Below are 22081 nucleotides of genomic sequence, written 5' to 3' on the forward strand. Positions count from 1 at the left end.
CATGGGAAAAGCGCGTATCGGTCCGATCGCTTCTAATCCCTCCGCCGGTATGAGCCGGATCAGGTTCCGCGGGTTGGCTCGAAGCCTCTCAGCCACGGTCGCAAAAGCCGACCAGGGCACCCCGTTAGAGCAGCAAGAGATTTAGCTTCCGGCGACGGCTTAGGCAAGCTGAGTTTCAGCAGGGCGTTTGCCGTCCGCGTCAGCCGCGCTATTAAAAGTCAAACAATTGCCGGCGCCGTTTGTTCGCCGAAAGCGGAGACAATTTCATGCCAGACATGCTCGTCCGCCTCTATGCCTTGCCCGAGGGCCGCCCATCGCGTCTCGACCCCGACATCCGCATCCGCCGGGCGCTTGCGGCCGAGCGGCGGGCCGTCATTCCCTGGATCGAGGAGCGCTTCGGGGCCGGGTGGGCCGGCGAGGCCGAAACCGCCTTCTCCTCGACGCCGGCGCGCATCCATATCGCTCACCATCGGGACCGGATCGTGGGCTTTGCCTGCCATGACGTAACCGCGCTCGGCTTCTTCGGTCCGACCGGAGTTGACGCGACCATGCGCGGCAAGGGCATCGGCGAGGCCCTGCTTGTCGAAAGCCTGCTGTCCATGCGCGCCGCCGGCTATGCCTATGCGATCATCGGCGGCGTCGGCCCTGCCGAATTCTATGCCCGTGCGGTGGGTGCGGTGGAGATCGCCGGGTCGACGCCCGGTATCTACGACGGCATGCTTTTTCCCGGGGATCCGGCGTCCGGAACCTGATCCGCGCAGCATGCGTTCGCAAAACAGCAGCCGGAGCCCTTTTCCTTCGCCGCTGCTTTGCGCTATGGGCTTCTGCCATGACCCGATCACCCTTCACCATCCTGCTCGGCGGCGCGCTGACGCCGACAGACCGGCTCGCTCGACAGCTCGAAGGCAGCCGCTTCGTCGCCGCCGACGGCGGCATGCGTCATGCAAGGACGCTGGGGATCGTTCCCGATCTCTGGGTCGGCGATTTCGATTCCACCGATGAGGCGCTTCTGGCGGAGTTTGCCGGCGTCCCGCGTGAACGCCATCCAGCTGCCAAGAACGCGACCGACGGGGAGATCGCCGTCGAGGCAGCCCTCGAGCGTGGCGCGACCTCGCTCGTCTTCGCGGGCGGACTCGGCGGCGCGCGCAGCGATCACGCTTTCCTGCATCTCCTCGGTACCGTCGCGCTTGCCCAGAGCGGCGTTGCGGTGATGATGACCTCCGGCGAGGAGGAGGCCTATCCGCTGCTGCCCGGCTCGCAGGAGATCGAGCTGCCGAAAGGCAGCCTCTTCTCGATCCTCGGCTTTGCGGACCTTGACGGTCTTTCGATCGAGAACGTGCGCTATCCGCTGAAGGATTTTCATTTGCCCTTCGGCTCGTCCCGCACCATTTCGAACATCGCGGATGGCACGGTCCGCTTGACCCTGAAATCCGGCCGGGCCGTCATTCTCGCCCGCCCCTATGATCTTTCCGGAGCCTGATGCCTTGGCGCCTCCCATCCTGAAGCTTGACGACATTCTACTGACCTTCGGCGGCACGCCGCTGCTTGCGGGTGCGGGCCTGCAGGTCGAGCCCGGCGATCGCATCTGCCTCGTTGGCCGCAATGGTTCGGGCAAATCGACGCTGATGAAGATCGCCGCCGGGCTTGCAGAACCCCAGTCGGGCGAGATCTTCCGGCATCCATCGGTGACGATCCGCTATCTGCACCAGGCGCCCGATTTCGACGGCTTCGATACGGTTCAGGCCTATGCCGAAGCCGGCCTCGGGCCAGGCGACGATCCCTACCGGGTCGCCTACCTGCTGCAGCATCTGGGGCTGACCGGGGAGGAAAAGCCGACGCGCCTTTCCGGCGGCGAGGCGCGTCGTGCCGCCCTTGCCCGTGTGCTTGCGCCGGAGCCCGATATTCTGCTTCTCGACGAGCCGACGAACCATCTCGATCTGCCGACGATCGAATGGCTGGAAGACGAGCTCGTCCGCAGCCGTTCGGCGCTGGTGCTGATCTCGCACGACCGGCGCTTTCTCGAAAAGGTATCGACTGCGACCGTCTGGCTGGACCGCGGCCAATCGCGCCGCCTCGATCGCGGCTTCGCGCATTTCGAGGCTTGGCGCGACGAGGTGCTGGAGGCGGAAGAGCTCGAGCAGCACAAGCTCGGTAAGGCGATCGAGCGCGAAGAGCACTGGCTGCGCTACGGCGTGACCGCCAGGCGCAAGCGCAACATGCGTCGGCTCGGGGAGCTGCAGGACATGCGGGCCCGCCATCGCGGGCACAAGGGGCCGCAGGGTACGGTCCAGGCCACCGTTGCCGACGCCAGGGAATCGGGCAAGCTCGTCATCGAGGCGGAAAAGATCACCAAGGCCTATGGCGATCGCACGATCGTCGCGCCGTTCTCGATCCGTGTCCACCGCGGCGACCGCATCGGCCTCGTCGGGCCGAACGGTGCCGGCAAGACGACGCTGCTGAAGCTCCTGACCGGTCAGCTCGCGCCGGACACGGGCAGCGTCAAGCTAGGCACCAATTTGGAGATCGCCACGCTCGACCAGAAACGCGAGGAACTGAACCTCGACGAGACGCTGGCGCATTATCTGACCGACGGGCGCGGCGAGACCCTCCTCGTCAATGGCGAGCAGCGCCATGTCACCGGCTACATGAAGGAATTCCTCTTCCAGCCGGAGCAGGCGCGAACGCCCATCCGCGATCTGTCCGGCGGCGAACGCGCGCGTCTCATGCTCGCCCGCATCCTGGCACGCCCGACCAACCTCCTGATCCTCGACGAACCGACCAACGATCTCGATATCGAGACGCTGGATCTGCTGCAGGAGATCGTTGCCGGATTTTCCGGAACGGTGATCCTGGTCAGCCACGACCGCGATTTCCTCGACCGGACCGTGACCTCGACCATCGCGCCGGCCAACCCGGAGGCGCCCGATGGTCGCTGGATCGAATATGCCGGCGGCTATTCCGACATGATGGCGCAGCGCCGCGGCGCACTCGAGGAAAGGCGCCGGAGCGAAAAAGCCGAAAAGACCAGATCGAGCGGCGCCTCCCCTTACCGAGCGAACCTCAGAAGGCGAAAGGCAAGCTCTCCTTCAAGCAGAAATTCGCACTCGAGAACCTGCCGAAGGAGATTGCCAGATCGGAGGCGGAGATCGCGAAGCGAGAAGAGAAGATGGCGGATCCCGACCTATTCTCGCGCGACCCGAACGGCTTTGCCAAGCTCGCCGCCGAGCTCGAGAAGCTCAGGACGGACCTCACGCGCATGGAAGAGGAATGGCTCGAACTGGAAATGCTGCGCGAGGAAATCGAGGGCTGAGCGGGCGGAACTGTGACGGCAGCGTTGGGGGTGCAGTACCCCTTCTGCCTACCGGACTTGCGACCGCCTCAACCGCCGCTCGACCGCCCGAAGGGCGAGCGACAGTCCTATCGTCAGCACGAGATAGACATAGGCGACGATGGAATAGGTCTCGAAGAAGCGGAAGGAGCCTGAGGCATAGACCTTGCCCATCTGGGTGATGTCGGCGACGCCGAGCACCGAGACGAGGGAGGAATCCTTGACCATCGCCACGAAGTCGTTGCCGAGCGGCGGCAGGATGACGCGGATCGCCTGCGGAAAGACGACGAGGCGAAAGCGCTGGTAGCGGGAGAGCCCGAGCGCCTTTGCCGCCTCCACCTGGCCCTTGTCGACCGACTGGATGCCGGCGCGGAAGACTTCGGCGATGAAGGCCGAATAGCCGATCATCAGCGCCATGATCGCCCGCCACATCAGCGACACGTCGCGAACGGCGAACGGCTCGATCCAGCCCGCCGAAATCAACGGCGCCGACAGGAAATTCGCGATCGTCACTAGCGCAGGCGCGCCGACGAAGGCGATATAGAACAGCAACACGAGGATCGGTACGCCGCGGATGACTTCCGTGTAGAAGCGCGCGATCTGACGCAGGACCACGTGCTCGGAAAGCGCCATCAGGGCCACGCCGAGGCCGAGCACCGTTGCGAGCACGAATCCGACGAGAGTGACGAAAACGGTGACGCCCAAACCCTTCAGGACGACGGTGAACACCTGCGTGAAGATATCATTGGCGGCGATGACCACGGCCAGTGCCGCAGCGATCACGAGAAGGGCGATAAGCCACCAAGGATAATCGCCCTTCCCGGAAGTGTCGGATGATTGGATCGGCGTCATTGCAATTCCAATAAGGGGAAGCGGGACATGGGCGGAAAGCCGCCCATGTGTTTATCCCGTTCCGCGGTCAGCCGCCCATCTTGTAGTCGAGGAACCACTTCTTGTTGAGCGCGTCGAAGGTGCCGTCCTCCTTGAGCGCCTTTATGGCGGCATTGACCGGCGCCACGAGTTCCGATCCCTTCGGGAAGATGAAGCCGAAATCCTCGGTGCCGAGCGGCTCGCCGACCACCTTGAGCTGGCCCTCGGAGGATTCGACATAACCTCTGGCCGCGACACTGTCGGTCAAAACCAGATCGACGTCGCCGGCCTTCAGCGCCTGCACCGTCGCACCGAAGGTTTCGAACAGCTTGATGCGCGGGTTCTGCTCGTTGCCGTCGAGAACCTCGTAGACGGCCGTGTAGAAAGGCGAAGTGCCGGGCTGGGCGCCGACCAGACCGCTTTCGAGCGCTGCGAAGCTCTTGGCGTCGTCGAACCGGGTCTCGTCGCCGCGCACCAGCATGAACTGCTGCGAGCGCATATAGGGATCCGAAAAATCGACCTTCTCCTTGCGGTCGTCCTTGATGGTGATTCCGGTCATGCCGATCTGGTATTGGCTGTCGGAAACCGCCTGGATCATCGCGTCCCAGCTCGTGTTCTGATACTCGACCTTGAAATTCAAGCGCTTGGCGATTTCGTTCATCGCGTCATATTCCCAACCGATGGCCTGGCCGGATTTCGGATCGACGAACTGCAGCGGCGGATAGGCGTTCTCCGTCACCACGACGACCGTCTTGCCACCGAGGTCGGGCAGGTCGCTGGCGAAAACGGGCGCCGGGACTGCGAAGGGAACGGCAAGAACTGCGGCAATGCCCGCAAGCACGCGGCGAAGAATTGTCATTGAGGAACTCCCAGATTGTGGCGACAGAAAATGTCATAAAATCTATGGGGAACACAAGCGGCCGATAACCAAAAAGAAAGGCGGCCCGAGGGCCGCCTTTCCGCACAACTCTGAAGAGTTGAAAACTTATTCTGCTGCAGCTTCCGCAGCCTTTGCTTCTTCCGCCGCCTTTGCCTCAGCGGCTTCGGCTGCTGCCTTCTCGGCGGCCAGAGCCTGGGCGGCTGCGACCTTTTCAGCCTCGATGCGTGCCTTCTCCTCGACAACGGCCTGACGCTCGGCGTCGTTCAGCTTGCGGGCGCGGGTGCCGGTGTTCTCGACGATACGAGCCGACTTGCCGCGGCGGTCGCGCAGATAGTAGAGCTTGGCGCGGCGGACCTTACCGCGGCGAACCACGTCGACGCTCTCGACGAGCGGGGAGTAGACGGGGAATACGCGTTCGACGCCTTCACCGTAGGAAATCTTGCGAACGGTGAAGCTCTCGTTGATGCCGCCGCCGGAGCGGGCGATGCAGACGCCTTCGTAAGCCTGTACGCGGGTGCGGTTGCCTTCGACAACGCGTACATTGACGCGGACGGTGTCGCCCGGGGAGAATTCGGGAAGGGTGCGCTTTGCGGCGATCTTGGCGGCCTGTTCGGCTTCCAGCTGCTGGATGATGTTCATCGGTCTAACCTTTGCGTTTTTCTGAAACAGCCAGAGCGCTCTCTATCGGCCTGTCGGACTTTCCTTCAGGCCTTGCCGCATTTGCGGCAGGAGCGTATTCGCCATTCTTTGTTGACGGTCGACGGGCAAGGAACCCGAACCGGGCCGGCACATACACCATATGGCCGGCCTTGTCATCCCCGAAAGCGGATTTTGTCGCGCTCCCGCCTCAAGGGAAGAGGATTCCAATTGACTATTCGGGGGTTAACGTGTCGCGTCCCCTCGACTTGGCTCCCTCGCATGTCCCGCCAACTGCTTCAATTGCTCGGCTTACCCGCACTGCAATGCTGCTGGATGAAGTCCGACAGGAAGGTTGATGCGTGAACGCACCTCCGATGCACAGCGATCGCTTGAGGCACTTTCGAGAATGTCCCCTCAACAACACGGAAACCTGGATTTTCTTCGCAGAAACGTGACAGGGACTCGGTCAAGCCCGCAGCCGTATCGCACTGGGAGGACACGAGCATTTCCAGCGCGGAGGCGGGATTTTCGGTATGGAGGAGGATTGCATTTCTAACCTGTCGCTCAAGCTGCTTTGTATACGCAGCGGTTCTGGCTGCGGCAATGCGCACCCCTGGACGTCGACATGCCCCACGCTCCCCAGCGGGCTACTGTCTGACACCAGAAAGCTGGCGGTCACCGTGGTATAGGGTGGCGAGAAGGAGAACCTGTCGGCACGTGACGGATCGGAAGCAATGAATGCAACGTCCCACTCGTTGCCCTCGGCAGCCGCAAGAATGTCAGCGGCCGATCCGTATCGAACCAGCGACAAATTGCAGTCGAGTTCTGCCGCAAGTGCGATCGCGATCTGCGCGCTCGGCCCTGTTAGAACGCCTGTCACTGGCTCGAGTTGGACAAGTGCTGCATTCGACATGTTGACCGCCGCTCTGATGACTCCCGTCGGTGCGATTTCAGTGAGGAGTTCATCACGTTCCCGCATCGCGGTACGCTCCTTGCGATGCAAATCGTGCCGCGAGTGCTTCCGATCCCCTTGCCAGAACAGCGACATCGACACCAACGGCAGTAAATAGTGCTCCCAGTGAGATGCACCGTGCCGCGAACTTCTCATCCGGGGTAAGAATGCCCGCAGGCTTGCTCAACGCTTTCAGGCGTTCGATAGCGTCGACAATTGCATCGACCACTTCCGGGTGGCTCGGTTGGCCCCTGTGTCCGAAACTCGCCGCGAGATCTGCCGGTCCTACGAATACCCCGTCCACTCCCTCTACCGAGGCAATCGACTCGAGGTTGCCAAGCGCTTCCCGCGTCTCAACTTGCAGCAACAGGCAAATTTCCCGTTCCGCATTTTGCGCATAGTTCGCAACTCGGCCGAAACGAGTGGCGCGCGTCAGGGCAGAAACACCACGAATTCCATCCGGAGGATATCGCACCGCCGCGACTGCGGCTTTCGCCTCTTCCGCGTTCTGAACGTAGGGAATGAGCAGTGTCTGAACGCCAATATCCAGGAAACGTTTGATGAGTACAGGGTCGTTGATGGCCGGGCGGACGACTGGCGAAACGTCGTACGGCGCGACCGCTTGCAATTGTGGCAGGACGGTCAGAACGTCACCCGGAGAATGCTCCGTGTCAAACAGGAGCCAATCGAAACCTGAAGGCGCGACGATTTCCGCGACGTAGCTTCCCGGCAGGCCACACCACAGGCCGATCTGACTTTGACCAGCAAGGAGCTTCCGCTTGAACCGATTGACAGGATGTTCCATTTAGCACCTCACACGAACGACACGCCGATGGAGCCAACAAGGCCATAGTCGGCCTGAATGACATCACCTTTCGCGATATCGACGGGACGCGTGAAGGAGCCGGCCAGGACTATTTGTCCCTTCTTCAGGCCACCGCCCACAGCATGCAGTTTGTTGACCAGCCACGCGATGCCGGCTGCCGGATGTCCCATGATCGCCGCCGACACGCCCGACTCCTCGATGATGCCGTTCTTGGAAAGAGTCGCTCCGACCCAGCGGATATCAATATCCATCGGGCGAATTATACGGCCGCCAACGACGAGGGCGCCGAAAGCCGCGTTGTCCGCAATGGTATCGGTGATCGCTCGAGGGACTTCGGTCCGGTAGTCGATAATCTCGAGCGCTGGGACAACAAACTCGGTCGCACGCATGACGTCATAGATCCTGGTGCCGGGCCCGACGAGATCCTCACCCATAACAAAGGCCAGCTCGACCTCGAGGCGCGGCTTGATAAACAAGTCAGCCCTGATCTGCGCTCCGTCGTTGTAAAGCGCATCGTCAAGAATGCAGCCGTAGTCTGGCTCCGTCATCTTCGAAGCGATCTGCATTGCGCGTGACGTCAGGCCAATCTTATGCCCGACGATTCGTGCGCCCTTGGCTACCCTCGCTTCCGCCCACAAAGCCTGAATTCGGTAGGCGTCCTCGAGTTCGAGGTTCGGGTAGGTCTCGCTAGGCTGTATGATCGGCTTGCGCTCGATTTCAGCTTTGAGCAGCGCGTCTGCCGCGGCCCGGCGTTCTTCTTCGGTGATCATATCGTTTGCTCTGCTGATCGTGATTTATTTGATCGGGGGACGCGGCAAAACGGCTTCACCGGGTTCCATGACATAGGTGTAGTCGAGCGAGAACCACGGACCAGGAATATCCGCTTCGGTCGGATGAGGCTCCTCATGACGAATGAAGTCGCCGGTCAGCGCTGCCGTGACACCGAACTGAACATCGGAGTCGATGTTCGGGTCGCTGGGATCGAAGACCTGGGAAATCAGCGTCTTGTATCCATGCTTGAAGATCAGTGCGTGCAGGTGCGCCGGTCGGTACGGATGGCGTCCCTGAGCTTTGAGCAGGCGTCCTACCACGCCATCGACCGGAATCGGATACCCGACCATCTTGACGGTCCTGAACCAGAACCGACCTTGCTCGTCGGTCATGAATTTGCCGCGCAAGTTCATCTCGGCCTGGTCCGGGTCCTGGTTTTCATAAAGACCGACGGGAGATGCATGCCACACATCCACTTCGGCGCCGGCAATTGGCTTACCGTCGCGGTCAACGACCTTGGCATGCACGAACAAGGGAGTGCCCGGCGTCTCGGATCGGATAATCGTTCCGGCATTTTCGACTCGCGGAGAGTTGAGGCGCCAGAATGGACCCAACAGCGACTGGGAGGTCTCAGTCTGTCCTCTGTCGCCATTGTTCAGCAGACAGACAAGCGAGGACACGCCAAGAGAACCGGCCATCAGCACAAACTCGTTGTGGTGATCAGTATGCAGCTTCCCGATCTCATTCAACATGGCTGTCGCCTCCCGAAACTCGACCTCCGTCAGTCGAACCTCGCGCACAAAGGCATGAAGATGCTTGACCATTGCCACCAGGATTTCTCGCAGGCGGGGGTCTTCAGTGCGATTCATCACAGCGAGGACGGCTGGCGTCAGATCGCTTTCCGTTTTGATCACCATGTAAGCTACCTCCTGATTTCCGACTATCAGAATAATCGATTATCTGTCAAGGCAGCCATACATCCTCGCGGCGCCAATTAGCCAAAAGAAATAGGACTTTCGTATTCAACCAATTGATTTCATTATATGTGGCCTGCCAAGAAGAGAGCCAAGGCTCGACTTTCTTGCCGATCTCTGTGCTCTCGAGTTGACACTAATAATCGTTTATTGTATCGATCATCGACAATTAGTTCGATGGGAGCCTTGGGAGGAACAATGGTACCGGACGACGACGGCGCATTAGCTCCGACGACAGAGGATGCTCCATCATCTTCTGGCTTTCTTGACGACGGCAAAAACACAATAGGGAGCCAGCTTGCATCTCGTCTTCGTGAGGCGATCATCTCCGGCGAGCTTCAGGCTGGCAGCAAGATCAATCTCGACAAGGCGCGCAAGACGTTCAACGTAAGCCTCAGTCCGCTGCGTGAAGGGTTGGCGCGGCTGATATCGGACGGTCTAGTGGAGTTCGAGGACAATCGCGGCTACCGCGTTTCATCGATTTCCTTGGCTAATCTGGAAGAGATCACCACCCTGCGCGAAGAGTTTGAAGTCTTTGCGCTTCGCGAGTCCATGCGGCTCGGCGATGTGGAGTGGGAGGGCAACGTCATGCGCGCGCTGCATCGCCTTAACCGCACCGAGCGCGACGCGGCTCGGCCAGAGACACTGGAGCGCTGGGAAGAGCTCCACCGCGAATTTCATCTGACACTTATATCTGGCTGCGGGAAGCCTATCCTGCTCCATTTCTGCAGATTGCTTCTTAATCTCAACGACCGTTATCGCAGGGTGTTTCTGACCCGCACGTCGGGTGACCGCAACGTCAGCCAGGAGCACAGTGAGATTGCTCAGGGAGCCGTCGCGCGGGATCTGGACTATTCGTGCGATATGTTGCGTCAGCATATCCACCGCACGGGAACCAATCTGCGCAATCACCTCGCGACAAAGGGAATCTCGTGATGACCGTCGCGACGCCAAGGCCGAGCCTTGAACTGGGCGTGGCGCATTTTTCATCCATCGCGCTCACGCCCAAGGAATTCGCCGTGAAGGCTGCTGGGGCGGGTTTTGCATCGATAGGTCTGCGTCTGCACCCTGCCTTTCCCGGAGCGCCCTTCTACGAGTTGCCGGTGGGCAGCCAGAGTGCCCAGGAGTTCAAGACAGTTGCCGATAGCGAAGGCATCAAGGTGTTCGATATCGAGTTCTTCGTGATCGACGAGAACTTCGTTGCGGCCTCCCATGAGGCGACCGTGGCAGCCGCTGCGAACATAGGGGCGCGCCGGCTGAGTGTTTGCGGCGATGATCGAGACGGCGGCCGTCTTGCCAGAAACCTTTCTGAGTTTTGCGCCCTCGCGGCGCGATATGGCATGTCAGTCGACATCGAAAACATGGGCTGGCGGACGGTAAGAACCTTTGGCGACAGTGTTGCGGTCGTGAATTCCTGTGGAGCAGAGAACGCCGGGGCCCTTGTTGATGGGATTCACTTCTTCCGAAACGGCGCTTCGATCGACGAGCTTCGCGCAAATGCAGGGAAGGTAAAACACGTCCAACTTTGCGACGTCCGCGGGCCTGCTCCCAAGACTTCGGACGCAATGATCGCGGAGGCGAGAAGCGGCAGGCTCGCTCCTGGAGAAGGCGAATTGCCATTGAAGGACCTCTGGGCGGCAACCGAATACGGTGCTGCTATCTCTGTTGAAGTGCCACTCGTCGGGCCGGGGACCCGGAGGCACATCTAAAACATCTGCATGACAGCGCACTGGGGGTTTTGAAACCGGATCACTGATCCGGCGCCGACGCGGCGTGCGCCGGTCGGAGGGAGGAAGTCTTACATGTCCTATTCGTTTGATTTCGGTGCGGTCCTCGACCGCGCCCCGGAATTGCTATGGGGTTCGCTCGGAACGCTTGGCCTTGCGTCGGCTGGGATGCTCCTCGCACTCGCCATCGGAATCCTGGGCGTTGTTGCAAGGACTTCCAAGAGCGAGATCACGCGCACTCCCGTGATCGTCTTCGTCGAGGTCGTGCGTAATACGCCATTCCTCGTGCAGATCTTCTTCATATATTTTGCCCTTCCTCTCATGGGCGTCCGCCTCAATCCGACCGCTACGGCGATCATTGCCCTTGGCATCAATGGTGGGGCGTACGCAATCGAGATCATCCGAGGCGGGGTCGAGAGCGTGTCGCGCGGCCAGATCGAGGCAGGTTTCGCACTTGGACTGCACAAGGCCGACGTCTTCCGGCTCATCGTGCTCAAGCCGGCGCTGCGGGCGATTTATCCCTCGCTCACAAGCCAGTTCATCTTGCTGACACTGACAACGTCTGTCTGCACGTCAATCGCCGCCTACGAACTGACCTCGGCCGCTCAGCGTATTGAGTCTGACACCTTCCGCAGCTTCGAAGTCTATTTCACGGTGACCGCTATCTACCTGGTTATCTCGACCCTGATGATGGGCCTCTTTGCCCTCATTTCTCGCCACTACTTCAACTACCCGACGCGATAGGAGGCAGCCATGGGTCCCATCGGCGAAAATGAATTCTTCTTTTTGATGCAGGGTTTGAAGTGGACCGTGCTGCTCGCGATCGTGGGTTTTATCGGTGGAGGGATATTCGGCATCCTGATCGCGCTGCTGCGCACCTCGAAGAAGAAGGTCGCCCGGACGATCACCGCGGGGTATATCGGCGTCTTCCAGGGCACGCCCCTTCTGATGCAGCTCTTCGTTGTTTATTACGGCGTTGCGCTGTTGGGCGTCGACGTCAACGCGTGGATCGCGGTCGCAATCGCCTTCACGCTCCATGCCAGTGCTTTCCTGGGCGAGATCTGGCGCGGCTCCATCGAGGCTGTGCCGAAAGGCCAGACGGAGGCCGCCAACGCCCTCGGTCTGCATTATGTCTCGCGGATGAAAGACGTCGTCTTGCCGCAAGCCCTGAAAATCTCGATGCCGGCCACGATCGGCTTCCTTGTCCAGCTCATCAAGGGCACGTCGCTAGCAGCAATCGTCGGCTTCATCGAACTGACTCGCGCAGGCCAGATCATTTCAAACCAGACCTATCGTCCGCTGCTCGTCTTCGGGATCGTCGGCGCAATCTACTTCATCATTTGCTGGCCGCTTTCCCATGCCGGAAGTGGCCTCGAAAAACGGATGGCGAAAGCTGCCCGCTAACCGCTTCGCTCGAAGCAAAATTCTTGAGGAGGAGAATAAACATGCAAAACAGTCGTCGGAATTTTCTCGGGCTTGCGCTGGCAACCCTTGCCTTCGCAGCCGTTGGCGCTGCCGCCGCCTCTGCGGCAACTGTTGAGGAAATCAAGGCAAAGGGCACGCTTGTAGTCGGCATCCAGGGCGACAATGCGCCATGGGGGTTCGTCAACACAAGCGGCATGCAGGACGGCTTCGACGCTGACGTCGCCAACCTTTTTGCCAAGGAGTTGGGCGTAAACGTTGAATTCCAGCCGCTCGCCGTTGCCAACCGAATTCCGGCGCTTACGACCGGCAAAGTCGACATCCTGTTCGCAACGATGGCGATGACGGAAGAACGCGCGAAATCAATTCAATACAGCAAGCCCTACGCGGCTAACACGATTTCGCTTTATGCCGCGAAGTCCGACACGGTTACGAAGCCTGAAGACGTTGAGGGATGGGAGATCGGCGTTCCGAAGTCCAGTTCGCAGGATAAGGCAGTAACGGACGCCGTCGGATCCTCCGCAACGGTCCGCCGCTTTGATGACGACGCCGCAACCATCCAGGCGCTCATCTCCGGACAGGTAAAGGCGGTTGGCGGCAACCAGTTCTATGGTCAGCGTCTGGATGCGGCGAGTGCCGGCACCTATGAGCGCAAGATTAACTTTCTGACGACCTACAACGGCGTCGGGACCCGTCTTGGCGAGAAGGACTGGAACGAAGCCGTCAACGCGTTCATCGAGAAGATCAAGGCCAATGGTGAGCTGGCCGCCATCACGAAGAAGTGGATGGCGATCGATCTGCCGCAGTTCCCGGAATCCATTCCGAACATCCCCTTCACCGTCAATTAAAGCCCAAATGGAGAGTTCCGTGCTCAGTTCCGCAAACGATCAACCGACGCTGATTTCCCTTGAGGACGTGCAGAAGTGGTACGGCGCTTTCCATGCCTTGAAATCCATCAGTCTGTCGGTCCGCAAAGGCGAAAAAATCGTCCTCTGCGGGCCCTCGGGCTCGGGGAAATCAACGTTAATCCGCTGCATCAATGCCCTTGAAACGATCGAGGACGGCAAGATCGTCGTCGAGGGTCAGGTACTGGACGGAAGCACCAAATCCGTCGATGCGATACGTCGAGAAGTGGGAATGGTCTTCCAGAGCTTCAATCTGTTCCCGCACATGACCGTACTTCAGAACTGTACACTTGCCCCGATGCGTGTTCGAGGCACTAGCCGCACTGACGCACAGCGACTGGCGCGAAAATATCTCGAGCGCGTTCGGATCCTTGACCAGGCGGAAAAGTATCCTGCACAGCTCTCCGGCGGGCAACAACAACGCGTTGCCATCGCTCGCGCGCTCTGCATGGAGCCGAAGGTCATGCTCTTCGACGAACCAACCTCTGCCCTCGATCCTGAAATGGTGAAGGAAGTGCTCGACACGATGATCGGGCTCGCCCGTGACGGCATGACGATGATCTGTGTCACGCACGAAATGGGGTTTGCCCGTCAGGTCGCTGATCGCGTCATCTTTATGGCCTCCGGAGAAATCGTCGAAGAGGCCGAACCGGAGCTTTTCTTCAAGTCTCCCAAGCACCAACGCACGAAAACCTTCCTCGGCGAAATCCTGGCCCACCACTGACGTTGGAAAGCGATGCCAATGCACGACAAGGAATTCCTCGTGGGACTGATCGGTGCCGACATCCAAATGTCAAAGTCCCCGGCCCTCCACGAAACGGAGGCTCGACACCAGGGCCTCGATTACCGTTACGAGCTTCTCGACTTCGCCGAGCGAGGCCTTCCCGCCTCCGCGTTGCCGGACCTCCTAGACGAGGAAGAGCAGCGTGATTTTGCCGGGAGCAACATCACACATCCGTGCAAGCAGACGGTGATCGCCCACCTCAATCGCCTTTCCGAGGATGCAGAGATGCTCGGTGCGGTCAACACCGTGGTCTTTCGCAACGGCGAGAGGATCGGCCACAACACTGATTGGTACGGTTTCTACGAGAATTTCCGGCGCGGTCTCCCGGCCGTGGCAAAGTCGCATGCCGTCCTGCTTGGCGCGGGCGGTGCCGGTGTCGCCGTGGCGCATGCCGCAATCAAGCTCGGTATTGAGAGATTATCGATCCTTGACCAGGATTCGAAACGGGCGGAAACCTTGGCTGGGCGGTTCTCAAGGGATTGTGCTCGTGCCACGACGGATGTCGGCAGCGACCTGCGCTCCGCGGACGGCCTCATCCACGCGACGCCGACGGGTATGAAGAGCCATCCTGGTTTGCCGATCGAAGCGGAATGGCTTCTGCCACGGCATTGGGTCGCCGACATCGTCTATATGCCGCTCGTCACAGAGCTCCTTGCTCTCGCCGAAAGAAAAGGCTGCCGGACCCTCCGTGGCGGCGGCATGACCGTCTACCAGGCAGCAGCGGCTTTCGAATTGTTCACCGGGATAGCACCCGACGCAGAGCGCATGTCCCGTCACTTTATGGACTTGTGCCGGCAGTCGGCTTGATGGGGAGATCCCAATGCCGCATATCATCATCGATTATAGCGGGGGCGCAGGCGAGCATGTAGCCATGGACCTGCTGACGCTGACCGTGCATCGCTGCGTTCGCGATGGCGGCCTTGTGAAACCTTCCGCCGTGCGCACGCTTGCGCGGGAGGCGACATACTCCTGCGTGGGCGATGAGCACGTCGATAATCATTTCATCCAAATCATCGTGCGGATGGCACCGGGGCGTACTGCAGAGACTAAGCAGAAGCTTCTCACTGCCGTTCTCGACGCCGCGCGGGCGATCGCCGCTCCTGCTCTCGAAGCGGGAAGGCTCGGCTTGCGCGCAGATCTCTACGAGTCGGACCCTGATTTTGCTGTTCAAGCAGTGGCGTTCGTCTGACCAGGACGACGTGCTCAAGAAGGACACTATGCTATGAGCCTGATCTACGTTCTCAATGGACCAAACCTCAACCTGCTTGGCAAACGCCAGCCGCACATCTACGGGCATGAAACGCTCGCAGACGTAGAGGCGGACTGCCGCAAACTGGCAGCCGAACTCGGCCATGAAATCCGCTTTCATCAGAGCAACCGGGAATACGAGATCATCGATTGGATTCATGAGGCGCGCGAGGACGGTGCGGGCATCGTCATCAATCCGGCGGCCTTCACCCATACCTCACTCGCCATCCTTGACGCTCTGAACACATTTGAAGGGCCTGTGATCGAGATCCACATCTCCAATGTGCACAAGCGCGAAAGCTTCCGACACCATTCGTTCGTTTCGCACCGCGCGGACGGCGTGATTTGCGGCCTTGGAACAGAAGGATACCAGCTTGGCATCCGGCGCGCGGCGACAATGATCAAGGCGGCGGGCAAGGGCTGAGGTGACCATGACCCAACGGGTTAAGCTGGCCGTAGTTGGCGCAGGCCTCATCGGTAAGCGCCATATTCAGCACGTCCTGGCCGAGCCTTCGGCGCAACTCAGTGCCGTGGTCGATCCCACGCCGGTTGGCGAGACCATTGCCAAGGAAGCCAGCGTGAAGTGGTTTCCAAGCTTCGCGGACATGATTGCCGCAGACCGACCTGATGGGATCATCGTGGCTACGCCCAACCCGGCTCACGTCCAGAACGGGTTGGAAGCCGTTGAAGCGGGCATTCCCGCACTCATCGAGAAGCCTATCGCCGACGACATTATATCCGGGGAAAAGCTGATCGCAGCGGCTGAGGCAAAAGGTGTGCCTCTTTTGACCGGCCATCACCGCCGACACAATCCGGTAATGCAGAAGGCAAAGGAAATCATCGAAAGCGGGAAGCTCGGCCGCGTTCTTGTTGTCAATGCAATGTTCTGGCTGTTCAAACCCGACGATTACTTCGACATCTCGTGGCGTCGTGAGCGCGGTGCGGGGCCGGTTTTCCTCAATCTCATCCACGATGTCGATAATCTGCGCTACCTTTTCGGCGATGTGGCTGCGGTTCAGGCACGCGAGTCCAACGCGGTGCGCGGCAACGCAGTTGAGGAAACGGCTGTGATCCTGATCGAGTTCAAGAATGGAGTTTTGGGAACTGCGACAGTCTCGGACGCGGTGGTCGCACCGTGGAGCTGGGAGATGACAAGCGGAGAGAATCCGGCTTACCCCAAAACCGAGCAATCCTGTTACATGATCGGAGGAACGCACGGGTCGCTGGCTGTTCCGTCGCTCGAGGTCTGGCGCAACCCTGGTAAACGGAGTTGGTGGGAACCATTTTCCCAAACGCGTATCGAGGTCGACGACGAGGACCCGCTCGTTCTGCAGATCAGGCAATTGTGCAAGGTGATCCGCGGAGACGAACCGCCGCTTGTCAGCGGGCGTGAGGGGCTCAAAACCTTGAGGGTAGTCGATGCGGTAAAACGCTCGGCGGCAACGGGAGAACGTATCGAGTTGAACTGATGCCTGAGTAATGTGACCGCCTGCGCGCCCTTCGCGTCTCCTGCATCCGACGCGAATCCGAATGTCCCGAAAGTCCGTATGGCAACCGTGTGTGACGGTCGTGGCGGACGACCGCTCACCACCCCTATTGAGAAGTTCAGCGCCCACGCCGCGGCCGCGAATTGTGGGAGGCGTTTTCCAACCAAGCGGCCGCAACGACCTAAGGGAGCGAAGCAGCCGAAGGCAACCCGCGCCCGCCAGATAAGCGCCGTAGGGTTTGCCGAAGGCTTGTGGGAAACGCAGCCACCAGAGGTTAACGGCATCAAGAGGTCCCCCTCAGATGCCAATCTAACCTGTCGACGATCATCCCGGTCTAATCTGTCGACAATCTACCCGGTCTGAACCAGATACCACGGACTTGCGGTCGACCGCGCCACCGGCTATCCCGATTCACGCGTTTCGGGGGATAGTCATGACGTTGCTCCAGGTCTTCTTGCTCTTCGTCGCCGGTTTCCTGTCCGGCGTCGTCAATGCCATTGCCGGTGGCGGCACCTTCCTGACTTTCGGAGCGATGACGCTTGGCGGGCTCCCGCCGATCGTCGCCAACGCGACCTCGTCCATCATCCAGTTCCCCGGCTATATCACGTCGACGCTTGCCTATGCCAAGGAGATTCGCGCCGACCGGAAGAACGCCATCGTCCTTGGCATCATTTCGGCGATCGGCGGGCTTGCCGGCGCCCTCCTGCTTCTGTCGCTCTCCAATCCGGCCTTCCGTGCGATGGTGCCCTGGTTGCTGATCGCGGCAACGGCGATCTTCGCCGCCGGGCCCCTCCTGAAGCCGAAGGCGCGCAGTGACGAGCAGCGCATCGGACCGCTGGGCGTTGCGAGCCAGCTGGCGACCTCCGTCTATGGCGGCTTTTTCGGCGCCGGCATGGGCATCATGATGCTCGCCGTGCTCGGACTTGCCACCGGCGGCGGCTATCATCGGCTGAATGCACTCAAGAACTTCATCTCCATCGTCATCGCCGCAATCGCCATCGTGGTTTTCGCTGTGGGCGGCGTCGTCTCCTGGCTGCACGCGGCAATCATGGTGCCGGGCGCAGCGCTTGGCGGCTACATGGGCGTCTGGGCGGCACGACGCGTTCCGCAGGCGGTCATCCGAGCCGTGGTGGTGGCGGTGGGTCTGTTGCTCGCGGCCTATTATTTCTTCACGGGCTGAGCCGGATCACGCTCCAGAAGATCCGGCCGGCGTTCCGCCGTCAGCCGGCGCGCCGCCGCTTCCCGCCATTGCGCAATGGCCGCGTGGTTGCCGGAGGTGAGGACGGCCGGGATTTCGTGACCTTCGAAGATCTGGGGACGCGTGTAGTGGGGGTGTTCGAGGAGCCCTCCCTCGAAGCTCTCGTGGACGCCTGACAGCTGATTGCCCATCACGCCCGGCAGGATACGCACCACGGCGTCGAGCAGAACGAGCGCTGCCGGCTCGCCGCCGGAAAGAATGTAGTCGCCGATCGAGACTTCCTCGAGTCCACGCGTGTCGATGACCCGCTGGTCGACGCCCTCGAAACGTCCGCAAACGATGACAGCGCCGGGACAGGCGGCCAGCGCCCGCACCCGTTCCTGTGTCAGCGGCCGTCCGCGCGGACTCATCAGAAGCCGCGGCCGCCCGTCGTCTGCAGCGACATGATCGATGGCGCGGGCAAGAACGTCGGGCTTCAATACCATTCCGGCACCGCCGCCCGCCGGCGTATCGTCGACGGTGCGGTGCTTGTCACCGGCAAAGTCGCGAATCTGCACGGCCTCCATCGACCAGTCTCCGCGCTCCAGCGCCTTTCCGGCGAGCGAAACGCCAAGGTGCCCCGGAAACATCTCCGGGTAGAGCGTCAGGACGGTCGCGCGAAAGGGCATTGCCGTGAGCTCACTTGCGCTTGGTCGGAAAGGGCCTGCCGGGCCCGCTCTTCTCGTCGTCGACGAGCCCGGCGGCGGTCGGGTCGATGACGAGCTTGCCCGCTTCGAGATCGATTTCGAGTACCGACCATTCCGTGAAGGGAATAAGCACCGGCCTGAGGCCCGGGCCTTTCAGTTCGAGGAGATCGCCAGCGCCGAAATCGAAGACGCCGGTCACCGAACCATAGCTCTTTCCGGTGCGATCGATCGCTTCCAGGCCCTCGAGGTCTGCGTAGAAGAATTCGTCCTCGTCGAGATCGTCGTCGGGGAGATTGTCGCGCTCGATGAAGAGTTCGAGACCGTTGAGCGCTTCGGCAGCAGTCCGATCGTTGATGCCCCGAAACCGCACGACGACGACGTTCTTGGCCTCGCGGATTTCAAGCACCTCGAAGACGCGGCCATCCTCGCTGTGGAGCTTGCCATAGTCGCCGAGTGCAGCCGGATCGTCGGTGAAGGACTTTACCCGCACCTCGCCGCGCAGCCCTTGCGCCGCGCCGATCGTCGCCATCAGGACAGGGTTCTTCAGCTGTGTCATCGTCGGGCATCCAGGGTGAACTTGCTGCATGTTTCCCGAACCACATCGGGATCAAAACATGCGATTTTCCGGTGCACATAAAGCAAAACGGGCGGCATGGAAATGCCGCCCGTTCTCAATGCCATTCCGCCGGAAATTATTCCGCGGCAGCTTCCGCAGCCGCGGCGGCTGCTTCTTCCGCCTTCTGCTTGGCTTCAGCGGCACGTTCCTGTGCCTTCTTGCCGGGCAGCGCCTTGGTCGGGTTGTTGCGGGCCGGACGCTTGGCAAGGCCGGCCTGGTCGAGGAAGCGCATGACGCGGTCGGTCGGCTGGGCGCCCTGGGCGATCCAGTGCTGAACGCGCTCGGCGTTCAGTTCGATGCGCTTTTCGTCGTCCTTGGCAAGCATCGGGTTCCAGGAGCCGAGCTTTTCGAGGAAGCGGCCGTCACGCGGGCTGCGCGCGTCGGCAACGACGATCTGGTAGTAGGGACGCTTCTTGGAACCGCCGCGGGCGAGACGAATTTTCAGTGCCATTTCAATTTACTCCTTGCAGGCTTTCTTGACCGCTTGACTCAAGCGGAATGGGTGGTGCCGGCGCTGCCCGCGTTCTGCGAGCAATCGGCGGCGATGGCTTCATGATGCCGGATGACTTCCTTGATGATGAAGTTCAGGAACTTCTCGGCGAAATCCGGATCCAGATTGGCGTCTTTCGCCAGGTGGCGGAGGCGTTCGATCTGGTATTCTTCGCGCGCCGGATCGGCCGGCGGCAGCTGGTGCTTGGCCTTGAGCACGCCAACCGCCTTGGTGCAGCGGAAGCGTTCGGCCAGCATGTGGACGAGCGCGGCATCGATATTGTCGATCGACTGCCGGTAGCTCGCCAATTCCTCTTTGATCTCGGGATCAAGCATTCGTCGCGATCCTCACTTCTTCTTCGGTAGGCCGGGGAGGCCGGGGAAACCGCCGCCCAGACCGGGCAAACCACCGCCAAGGCCAGGCAGGCCGCCGCCGGGCTTGTCGAGACCCGCGGCTTGGGCCTGCTTCTGCAGGGCCTCGAGCTGCTTCGGATCCATTTTCGAAAGATCGGGCATTCCGCCGCCCAGGCCGCCGAGGCCCATCTTGCCGGCGAGGCCGCCCATCATCTGCTTCATCATGCCGCCTTTGCCCTTGCCGCCCATCATCTTCATCATGTCCGCCATCTGGCGGTGCATTTTCAGAAGCTTGTTGATGTCGGAGGCATCGGTGCCGGAGCCGCTGGCGATGCGCTTCTTGCGCGAATGCTTGAGAATATCGGGATTGGCGCGCTCCGCCCTGGTCATCGAGGAGATGATCGCGAGCTGGCGCTTGAAGAGCGAGTCATCCAGGCCGGCGGCGGACATCTTGTCCTTCATGCCGGCCATGCCGGGCATCAGACCCATGATGCCGCCCATGCCGCCCATCTTCTGCATCTGCTGCAGCTGATCGGCGAGGTCGTTGAGGTCGAACTTGCCCTTGGCCATCTTGGCGGCCATGGCGGCCGCCTTTTCGGCGTCGATGTTCTCCGCCGCCTTTTCGACGAGCGAGACGATGTCGCCCATGCCGAGGATGCGGTCGGCGACGCGGCGCGGATGGAACTCCTCGAGTTCGTCCATCTTCTCGCCGACGCCGATGAGCTTGATCGGCTTGCCCGTGACGGCGCGCATGGAGAGCGCCGCACCGCCGCGGCCGTCGCCGTCCATGCGAGTGAGCACCAGGCCGGTGATGCCGACGCGTTCGTCGAAGTTGCGGGCGAGGTTGACGGCGTCCTGTCCGGTCAGCGCATCGGCGACCAGCAGGATCTCATGCGGGTTGGATTTCCGCTTGATCTCCGCCATCTCGATCATCAGCGGCTCGTCGATATGGGTGCGGCCTGCGGTGTCGAGGATGACGATGTCGTGGCCGCCGAGCTTGGCCGCCTGCACGGCGCGCGCAGCGATATCGGTCGGCGACTGGCCGGCGATGATCGGAAGCGTATCGACGCCGGTCTGTACGCCGAGCTGGCGCAACTGTTCCTGCGCGGCCGGGCGGCGGGTATCGAGCGAGGCCATCAGGACCTTCTTCTTGTCCCGCGCGGTCAGCCGCTTGGCGATCTTGCCGGTCGTCGTCGTCTTGCCCGAGCCCTGCAGGCCGACCATCATGATGACGACCGGAGCCGCCGCATTGAGATCGATCGTGACGCCCTCGGAGCCGAGCATCGCTATGAGCTCGTCATGAACGATCTTGACGACCATTTGGCCGGGCTTGATCGACTTTACGATTTCGGCGCCGACCGCCTTTTCGCGAACCTTCTCCGTGAAGGACCGCACCACATCGAGCGCCACGTCCGCTTCGAGCAGCGCACGGCGAACCTCCCGAAGCGCTGCGGAAACATCGGCTTCCGACAGGGCGCCGCGGCCGGTCAGTCCATTCAATATGGAACCAAGACGGTCCTGGAGGCTCTCGAACATATTCTCTTCCTTCTTGTCTCCGGATTGCGATAGATCGGCTCGTCCGGAAACGTGGGTCCCTTCGCGCGGAAAACAAGGCGCAAAGCCAAAAACCACCCGAGGGCGCAGCGCGCTGTCGGGTGTTGACCTCCGGGCTCTCTTTATACCTTTGCGGGGCCCGGTCGGTGGCTTCGGAAGTCATCACTTGCGAAGGAATTCGCCGCGATAAACAGGAAACCGGGAGAAAAGTCAAGGATCGACCGCGGAGACGCTGCGCTCGGGCTCCACCTATGATCCCACACGCGAGCAGGACCACCACCTCCGTCTGGTCGCATCATCAGGAAATTGTCGGCCGCTCCTGCCCGAGCCCTGTGATCCGGCGGCAAATGCGCCTATTTCTCTGCAGGTGT

The 22081-nt window shown here is 60.9% G+C and carries 23 protein-coding genes, 3 pseudogenes and 1 riboswitch; of the genes and pseudogenes, 14 read left to right on the forward strand and 12 right to left on the reverse strand.

What is annotated here, in order from left to right:
- Positions 1 to 19: 19 nt before the first annotated feature.
- A riboswitch (TPP riboswitch) is annotated at positions 20 to 134 on the reverse strand.
- A 132-nt stretch (positions 135 to 266) separates the two neighbouring features.
- The 3 genes and pseudogenes from N0Q91_RS18335 (at position 267) to N0Q91_RS18345 (ending at position 3310) form a co-directional block, all read left to right on the forward strand.
- Positions 267 to 752 carry a GNAT family N-acetyltransferase gene (locus N0Q91_RS18335; protein WP_275597134.1) on the forward strand — a complete coding sequence of 162 codons (486 nt, stop codon included), beginning with the start codon at positions 267 to 269 and terminating at the stop codon, positions 750 to 752.
- A gap of 77 nt (positions 753 to 829) precedes the next feature.
- Positions 830 to 1480, forward strand: a complete 651-nt coding sequence (locus N0Q91_RS18340) for a thiamine diphosphokinase (protein ID WP_275597135.1) — start codon at positions 830 to 832, stop codon at positions 1478 to 1480.
- A 4-nt stretch (positions 1481 to 1484) separates the two neighbouring features.
- Positions 1485 to 3310: pseudogene (locus N0Q91_RS18345) on the forward strand (ABC-F family ATP-binding cassette domain-containing protein).
- A gap of 48 nt (positions 3311 to 3358) precedes the next feature.
- Here N0Q91_RS18345 and N0Q91_RS18350 read toward each other — a convergent pair.
- The 7 genes and pseudogenes from N0Q91_RS18350 to N0Q91_RS18380 all read right to left on the reverse strand — a co-directional run bounded on the left by N0Q91_RS18350 (position 3359) and on the right by N0Q91_RS18380 (position 9183).
- Positions 3359 to 4180, reverse strand: coding sequence for an amino acid ABC transporter permease (locus N0Q91_RS18350; RefSeq protein ID WP_100672691.1), 822 nt, complete (start codon positions 4178 to 4180; stop codon positions 3359 to 3361).
- A gap of 67 nt (positions 4181 to 4247) precedes the next feature.
- Complete coding sequence (locus N0Q91_RS18355) at positions 4248 to 5057, reverse strand: basic amino acid ABC transporter substrate-binding protein (RefSeq protein WP_100672692.1); 810 nt, start codon at positions 5055 to 5057, stop codon at positions 4248 to 4250.
- Positions 5058 to 5183: 126 nt separating this feature from the next.
- Positions 5184 to 5717 carry a 50S ribosomal protein L19 gene (gene rplS / locus N0Q91_RS18360; RefSeq protein ID WP_003529750.1) on the reverse strand — a complete coding sequence of 178 codons (534 nt, stop codon included), beginning with the start codon at positions 5715 to 5717 and terminating at the stop codon, positions 5184 to 5186.
- Between the two features lie 296 nt (positions 5718 to 6013).
- Positions 6014 to 6696 (reverse strand): annotated as a pseudogene (locus N0Q91_RS18365) (transporter substrate-binding domain-containing protein).
- Positions 6683 to 7474: a 4-hydroxy-2-oxoheptanedioate aldolase gene (hpaI, locus tag N0Q91_RS18370; protein ID WP_275597136.1), complete on the reverse strand. Its 792-nt coding sequence runs from the start codon at positions 7472 to 7474 to the stop codon at positions 6683 to 6685. Before hpaI ends, N0Q91_RS18365 begins: the two are co-directional and overlap by 14 nt.
- An 8-nt stretch (positions 7475 to 7482) precedes the next feature.
- Entirely contained in the window at positions 7483 to 8265 is a 783-nt protein-coding gene (locus N0Q91_RS18375; protein ID WP_275597137.1) for a fumarylacetoacetate hydrolase family protein, read from the reverse strand.
- A 24-nt stretch (positions 8266 to 8289) separates the two neighbouring features.
- A complete protein-coding gene (locus N0Q91_RS18380) occupies positions 8290 to 9183 on the reverse strand; it encodes an intradiol ring-cleavage dioxygenase (RefSeq protein WP_275597138.1) in 894 nt (297 codons plus the stop codon).
- 255 nt (positions 9184 to 9438) lie between these two features.
- Between N0Q91_RS18380 and N0Q91_RS18385 the strand changes: the two genes are divergently transcribed.
- The 11 genes and pseudogenes from N0Q91_RS18385 to N0Q91_RS18435 all read left to right on the forward strand — a co-directional run bounded on the left by N0Q91_RS18385 (position 9439) and on the right by N0Q91_RS18435 (position 17993).
- Positions 9439 to 10176, forward strand: a complete 738-nt coding sequence (locus N0Q91_RS18385) for a GntR family transcriptional regulator (protein WP_275597139.1) — start codon at positions 9439 to 9441, stop codon at positions 10174 to 10176.
- Positions 10176 to 10996, forward strand: a pseudogene (locus N0Q91_RS18390) (sugar phosphate isomerase/epimerase family protein). The gene N0Q91_RS18385 and the pseudogene N0Q91_RS18390 overlap by 1 nt, the downstream one beginning before the upstream one ends.
- A 46-nt stretch (positions 10997 to 11042) precedes the next feature.
- Positions 11043 to 11711 carry an amino acid ABC transporter permease gene (locus N0Q91_RS18395; RefSeq protein WP_275597140.1) on the forward strand — a complete coding sequence of 223 codons (669 nt, stop codon included), beginning with the start codon at positions 11043 to 11045 and terminating at the stop codon, positions 11709 to 11711.
- Positions 11712 to 11720: 9 nt separating this feature from the next.
- Positions 11721 to 12371, forward strand: coding sequence for an amino acid ABC transporter permease (locus tag N0Q91_RS18400; RefSeq protein ID WP_275597141.1), 651 nt, complete (start codon positions 11721 to 11723; stop codon positions 12369 to 12371).
- A 41-nt stretch (positions 12372 to 12412) separates the two neighbouring features.
- The gene (locus N0Q91_RS18405; protein ID WP_275597142.1) at positions 12413 to 13237 is read left to right on the forward strand and encodes a transporter substrate-binding domain-containing protein; all 825 of its coding nucleotides are present in this window, start codon (positions 12413 to 12415) and stop codon (positions 13235 to 13237) included.
- Between the two features lie 7 nt (positions 13238 to 13244).
- On the forward strand, positions 13245 to 14018 hold the full coding sequence (locus N0Q91_RS18410) for an amino acid ABC transporter ATP-binding protein (protein ID WP_275597143.1): 774 nt from the start codon (positions 13245 to 13247) through the stop codon (positions 14016 to 14018).
- Positions 14019 to 14036: 18 nt separating this feature from the next.
- Positions 14037 to 14885 (forward strand): shikimate dehydrogenase, encoded by an 849-nt coding sequence (locus N0Q91_RS18415; RefSeq protein ID WP_275597144.1) that lies wholly within the window; start codon positions 14037 to 14039, stop codon positions 14883 to 14885.
- 13 nt (positions 14886 to 14898) lie between these two features.
- A complete protein-coding gene (locus N0Q91_RS18420) occupies positions 14899 to 15267 on the forward strand; it encodes a 5-carboxymethyl-2-hydroxymuconate Delta-isomerase (RefSeq protein WP_275597145.1) in 369 nt (122 codons plus the stop codon).
- 33 nt (positions 15268 to 15300) lie between these two features.
- Positions 15301 to 15750, forward strand: coding sequence for a type II 3-dehydroquinate dehydratase (gene aroQ / locus N0Q91_RS18425; protein WP_037390108.1), 450 nt, complete (start codon positions 15301 to 15303; stop codon positions 15748 to 15750).
- Positions 15751 to 15757: 7 nt separating this feature from the next.
- Positions 15758 to 16795, forward strand: a complete 1038-nt coding sequence (locus N0Q91_RS18430; RefSeq protein ID WP_275597146.1) for a Gfo/Idh/MocA family protein — start codon at positions 15758 to 15760, stop codon at positions 16793 to 16795.
- Between the two features lie 451 nt (positions 16796 to 17246).
- The gene (locus tag N0Q91_RS18435) at positions 17247 to 17993 is read left to right on the forward strand and encodes a sulfite exporter TauE/SafE family protein (RefSeq protein ID WP_275597147.1); all 747 of its coding nucleotides are present in this window, start codon (positions 17247 to 17249) and stop codon (positions 17991 to 17993) included.
- On the opposite strand, the gene trmD is transcribed toward N0Q91_RS18435, so the two are convergent.
- From trmD to ffh, 5 genes are all read right to left on the reverse strand, one after another.
- A complete protein-coding gene (trmD, locus tag N0Q91_RS18440; protein WP_100672694.1) occupies positions 17975 to 18679 on the reverse strand; it encodes a tRNA (guanosine(37)-N1)-methyltransferase TrmD in 705 nt (234 codons plus the stop codon). The two genes, N0Q91_RS18435 and trmD, sit on opposite strands and share 19 nt — an antisense overlap.
- Before the next feature lie 10 nt (positions 18680 to 18689).
- A complete protein-coding gene (rimM, locus tag N0Q91_RS18445) occupies positions 18690 to 19253 on the reverse strand; it encodes a ribosome maturation factor RimM (RefSeq protein WP_275597148.1) in 564 nt (187 codons plus the stop codon).
- A gap of 136 nt (positions 19254 to 19389) precedes the next feature.
- Positions 19390 to 19764, reverse strand: coding sequence for a 30S ribosomal protein S16 (gene rpsP, locus N0Q91_RS18450; RefSeq protein WP_018097407.1), 375 nt, complete (start codon positions 19762 to 19764; stop codon positions 19390 to 19392).
- A 38-nt stretch (positions 19765 to 19802) separates the two neighbouring features.
- On the reverse strand, positions 19803 to 20138 hold the full coding sequence (locus tag N0Q91_RS18455) for a chorismate mutase (protein WP_003529740.1): 336 nt from the start codon (positions 20136 to 20138) through the stop codon (positions 19803 to 19805).
- 12 nt (positions 20139 to 20150) lie between these two features.
- The gene (gene ffh / locus N0Q91_RS18460) at positions 20151 to 21692 is read right to left on the reverse strand and encodes a signal recognition particle protein (protein ID WP_275597149.1); all 1542 of its coding nucleotides are present in this window, start codon (positions 21690 to 21692) and stop codon (positions 20151 to 20153) included.
- Positions 21693 to 22081 lie beyond the last annotated feature (389 nt).

This window comes from Sinorhizobium prairiense (genome assembly GCF_029201645.2).
GTDB classification, from domain to species: Bacteria; Pseudomonadota; Alphaproteobacteria; order Rhizobiales; family Rhizobiaceae; genus Sinorhizobium; species Sinorhizobium meliloti_A.

Excerpts from the sequence above, each read along its gene's own strand:
- N0Q91_RS18335 (WP_275597134.1), top strand. The coding sequence starts at position 267 with ATGCCAGACATGCTCGTCCGCCTCTATGCCTTGCCCGAGGGCCGCCCA.
- N0Q91_RS18340 (WP_275597135.1), top strand. The coding sequence starts at position 830 with ATGACCCGATCACCCTTCACCATCCTGCTCGGCGGCGCGCTGACGCCG.
- N0Q91_RS18350 (WP_100672691.1), bottom strand. The coding sequence starts at position 4,180 with ATGACGCCGATCCAATCATCCGACACTTCCGGGAAGGGCGATTATCCT.
- N0Q91_RS18355 (WP_100672692.1), bottom strand. The coding sequence starts at position 5,057 with ATGACAATTCTTCGCCGCGTGCTTGCGGGCATTGCCGCAGTTCTTGCC.
- rplS (WP_003529750.1), bottom strand. The coding sequence starts at position 5,717 with ATGAACATCATCCAGCAGCTGGAAGCCGAACAGGCCGCCAAGATCGCC.
- hpaI (WP_275597136.1), bottom strand. The coding sequence starts at position 7,474 with ATGGAACATCCTGTCAATCGGTTCAAGCGGAAGCTCCTTGCTGGTCAA.
- N0Q91_RS18375 (WP_275597137.1), bottom strand. The coding sequence starts at position 8,265 with ATGATCACCGAAGAAGAACGCCGGGCCGCGGCAGACGCGCTGCTCAAA.
- N0Q91_RS18380 (WP_275597138.1), bottom strand. The coding sequence starts at position 9,183 with ATGGTGATCAAAACGGAAAGCGATCTGACGCCAGCCGTCCTCGCTGTG.
- N0Q91_RS18385 (WP_275597139.1), top strand. The coding sequence starts at position 9,439 with ATGGTACCGGACGACGACGGCGCATTAGCTCCGACGACAGAGGATGCT.
- N0Q91_RS18395 (WP_275597140.1), top strand. The coding sequence starts at position 11,043 with ATGTCCTATTCGTTTGATTTCGGTGCGGTCCTCGACCGCGCCCCGGAA.
- N0Q91_RS18400 (WP_275597141.1), top strand. The coding sequence starts at position 11,721 with ATGGGTCCCATCGGCGAAAATGAATTCTTCTTTTTGATGCAGGGTTTG.
- N0Q91_RS18405 (WP_275597142.1), top strand. The coding sequence starts at position 12,413 with ATGCAAAACAGTCGTCGGAATTTTCTCGGGCTTGCGCTGGCAACCCTT.
- N0Q91_RS18410 (WP_275597143.1), top strand. The coding sequence starts at position 13,245 with ATGGAGAGTTCCGTGCTCAGTTCCGCAAACGATCAACCGACGCTGATT.
- N0Q91_RS18415 (WP_275597144.1), top strand. The coding sequence starts at position 14,037 with ATGCACGACAAGGAATTCCTCGTGGGACTGATCGGTGCCGACATCCAA.
- N0Q91_RS18420 (WP_275597145.1), top strand. The coding sequence starts at position 14,899 with ATGCCGCATATCATCATCGATTATAGCGGGGGCGCAGGCGAGCATGTA.
- aroQ (WP_037390108.1), top strand. The coding sequence starts at position 15,301 with ATGAGCCTGATCTACGTTCTCAATGGACCAAACCTCAACCTGCTTGGC.
- N0Q91_RS18430 (WP_275597146.1), top strand. The coding sequence starts at position 15,758 with ATGACCCAACGGGTTAAGCTGGCCGTAGTTGGCGCAGGCCTCATCGGT.
- N0Q91_RS18435 (WP_275597147.1), top strand. The coding sequence starts at position 17,247 with ATGACGTTGCTCCAGGTCTTCTTGCTCTTCGTCGCCGGTTTCCTGTCC.
- trmD (WP_100672694.1), bottom strand. The coding sequence starts at position 18,679 with ATGCCCTTTCGCGCGACCGTCCTGACGCTCTACCCGGAGATGTTTCCG.
- rimM (WP_275597148.1), bottom strand. The coding sequence starts at position 19,253 with ATGACACAGCTGAAGAACCCTGTCCTGATGGCGACGATCGGCGCGGCG.
- rpsP (WP_018097407.1), bottom strand. The coding sequence starts at position 19,764 with ATGGCACTGAAAATTCGTCTCGCCCGCGGCGGTTCCAAGAAGCGTCCC.
- N0Q91_RS18455 (WP_003529740.1), bottom strand. The coding sequence starts at position 20,138 with ATGCTTGATCCCGAGATCAAAGAGGAATTGGCGAGCTACCGGCAGTCG.
- ffh (WP_275597149.1), bottom strand. The coding sequence starts at position 21,692 with ATGTTCGAGAGCCTCCAGGACCGTCTTGGTTCCATATTGAATGGACTG.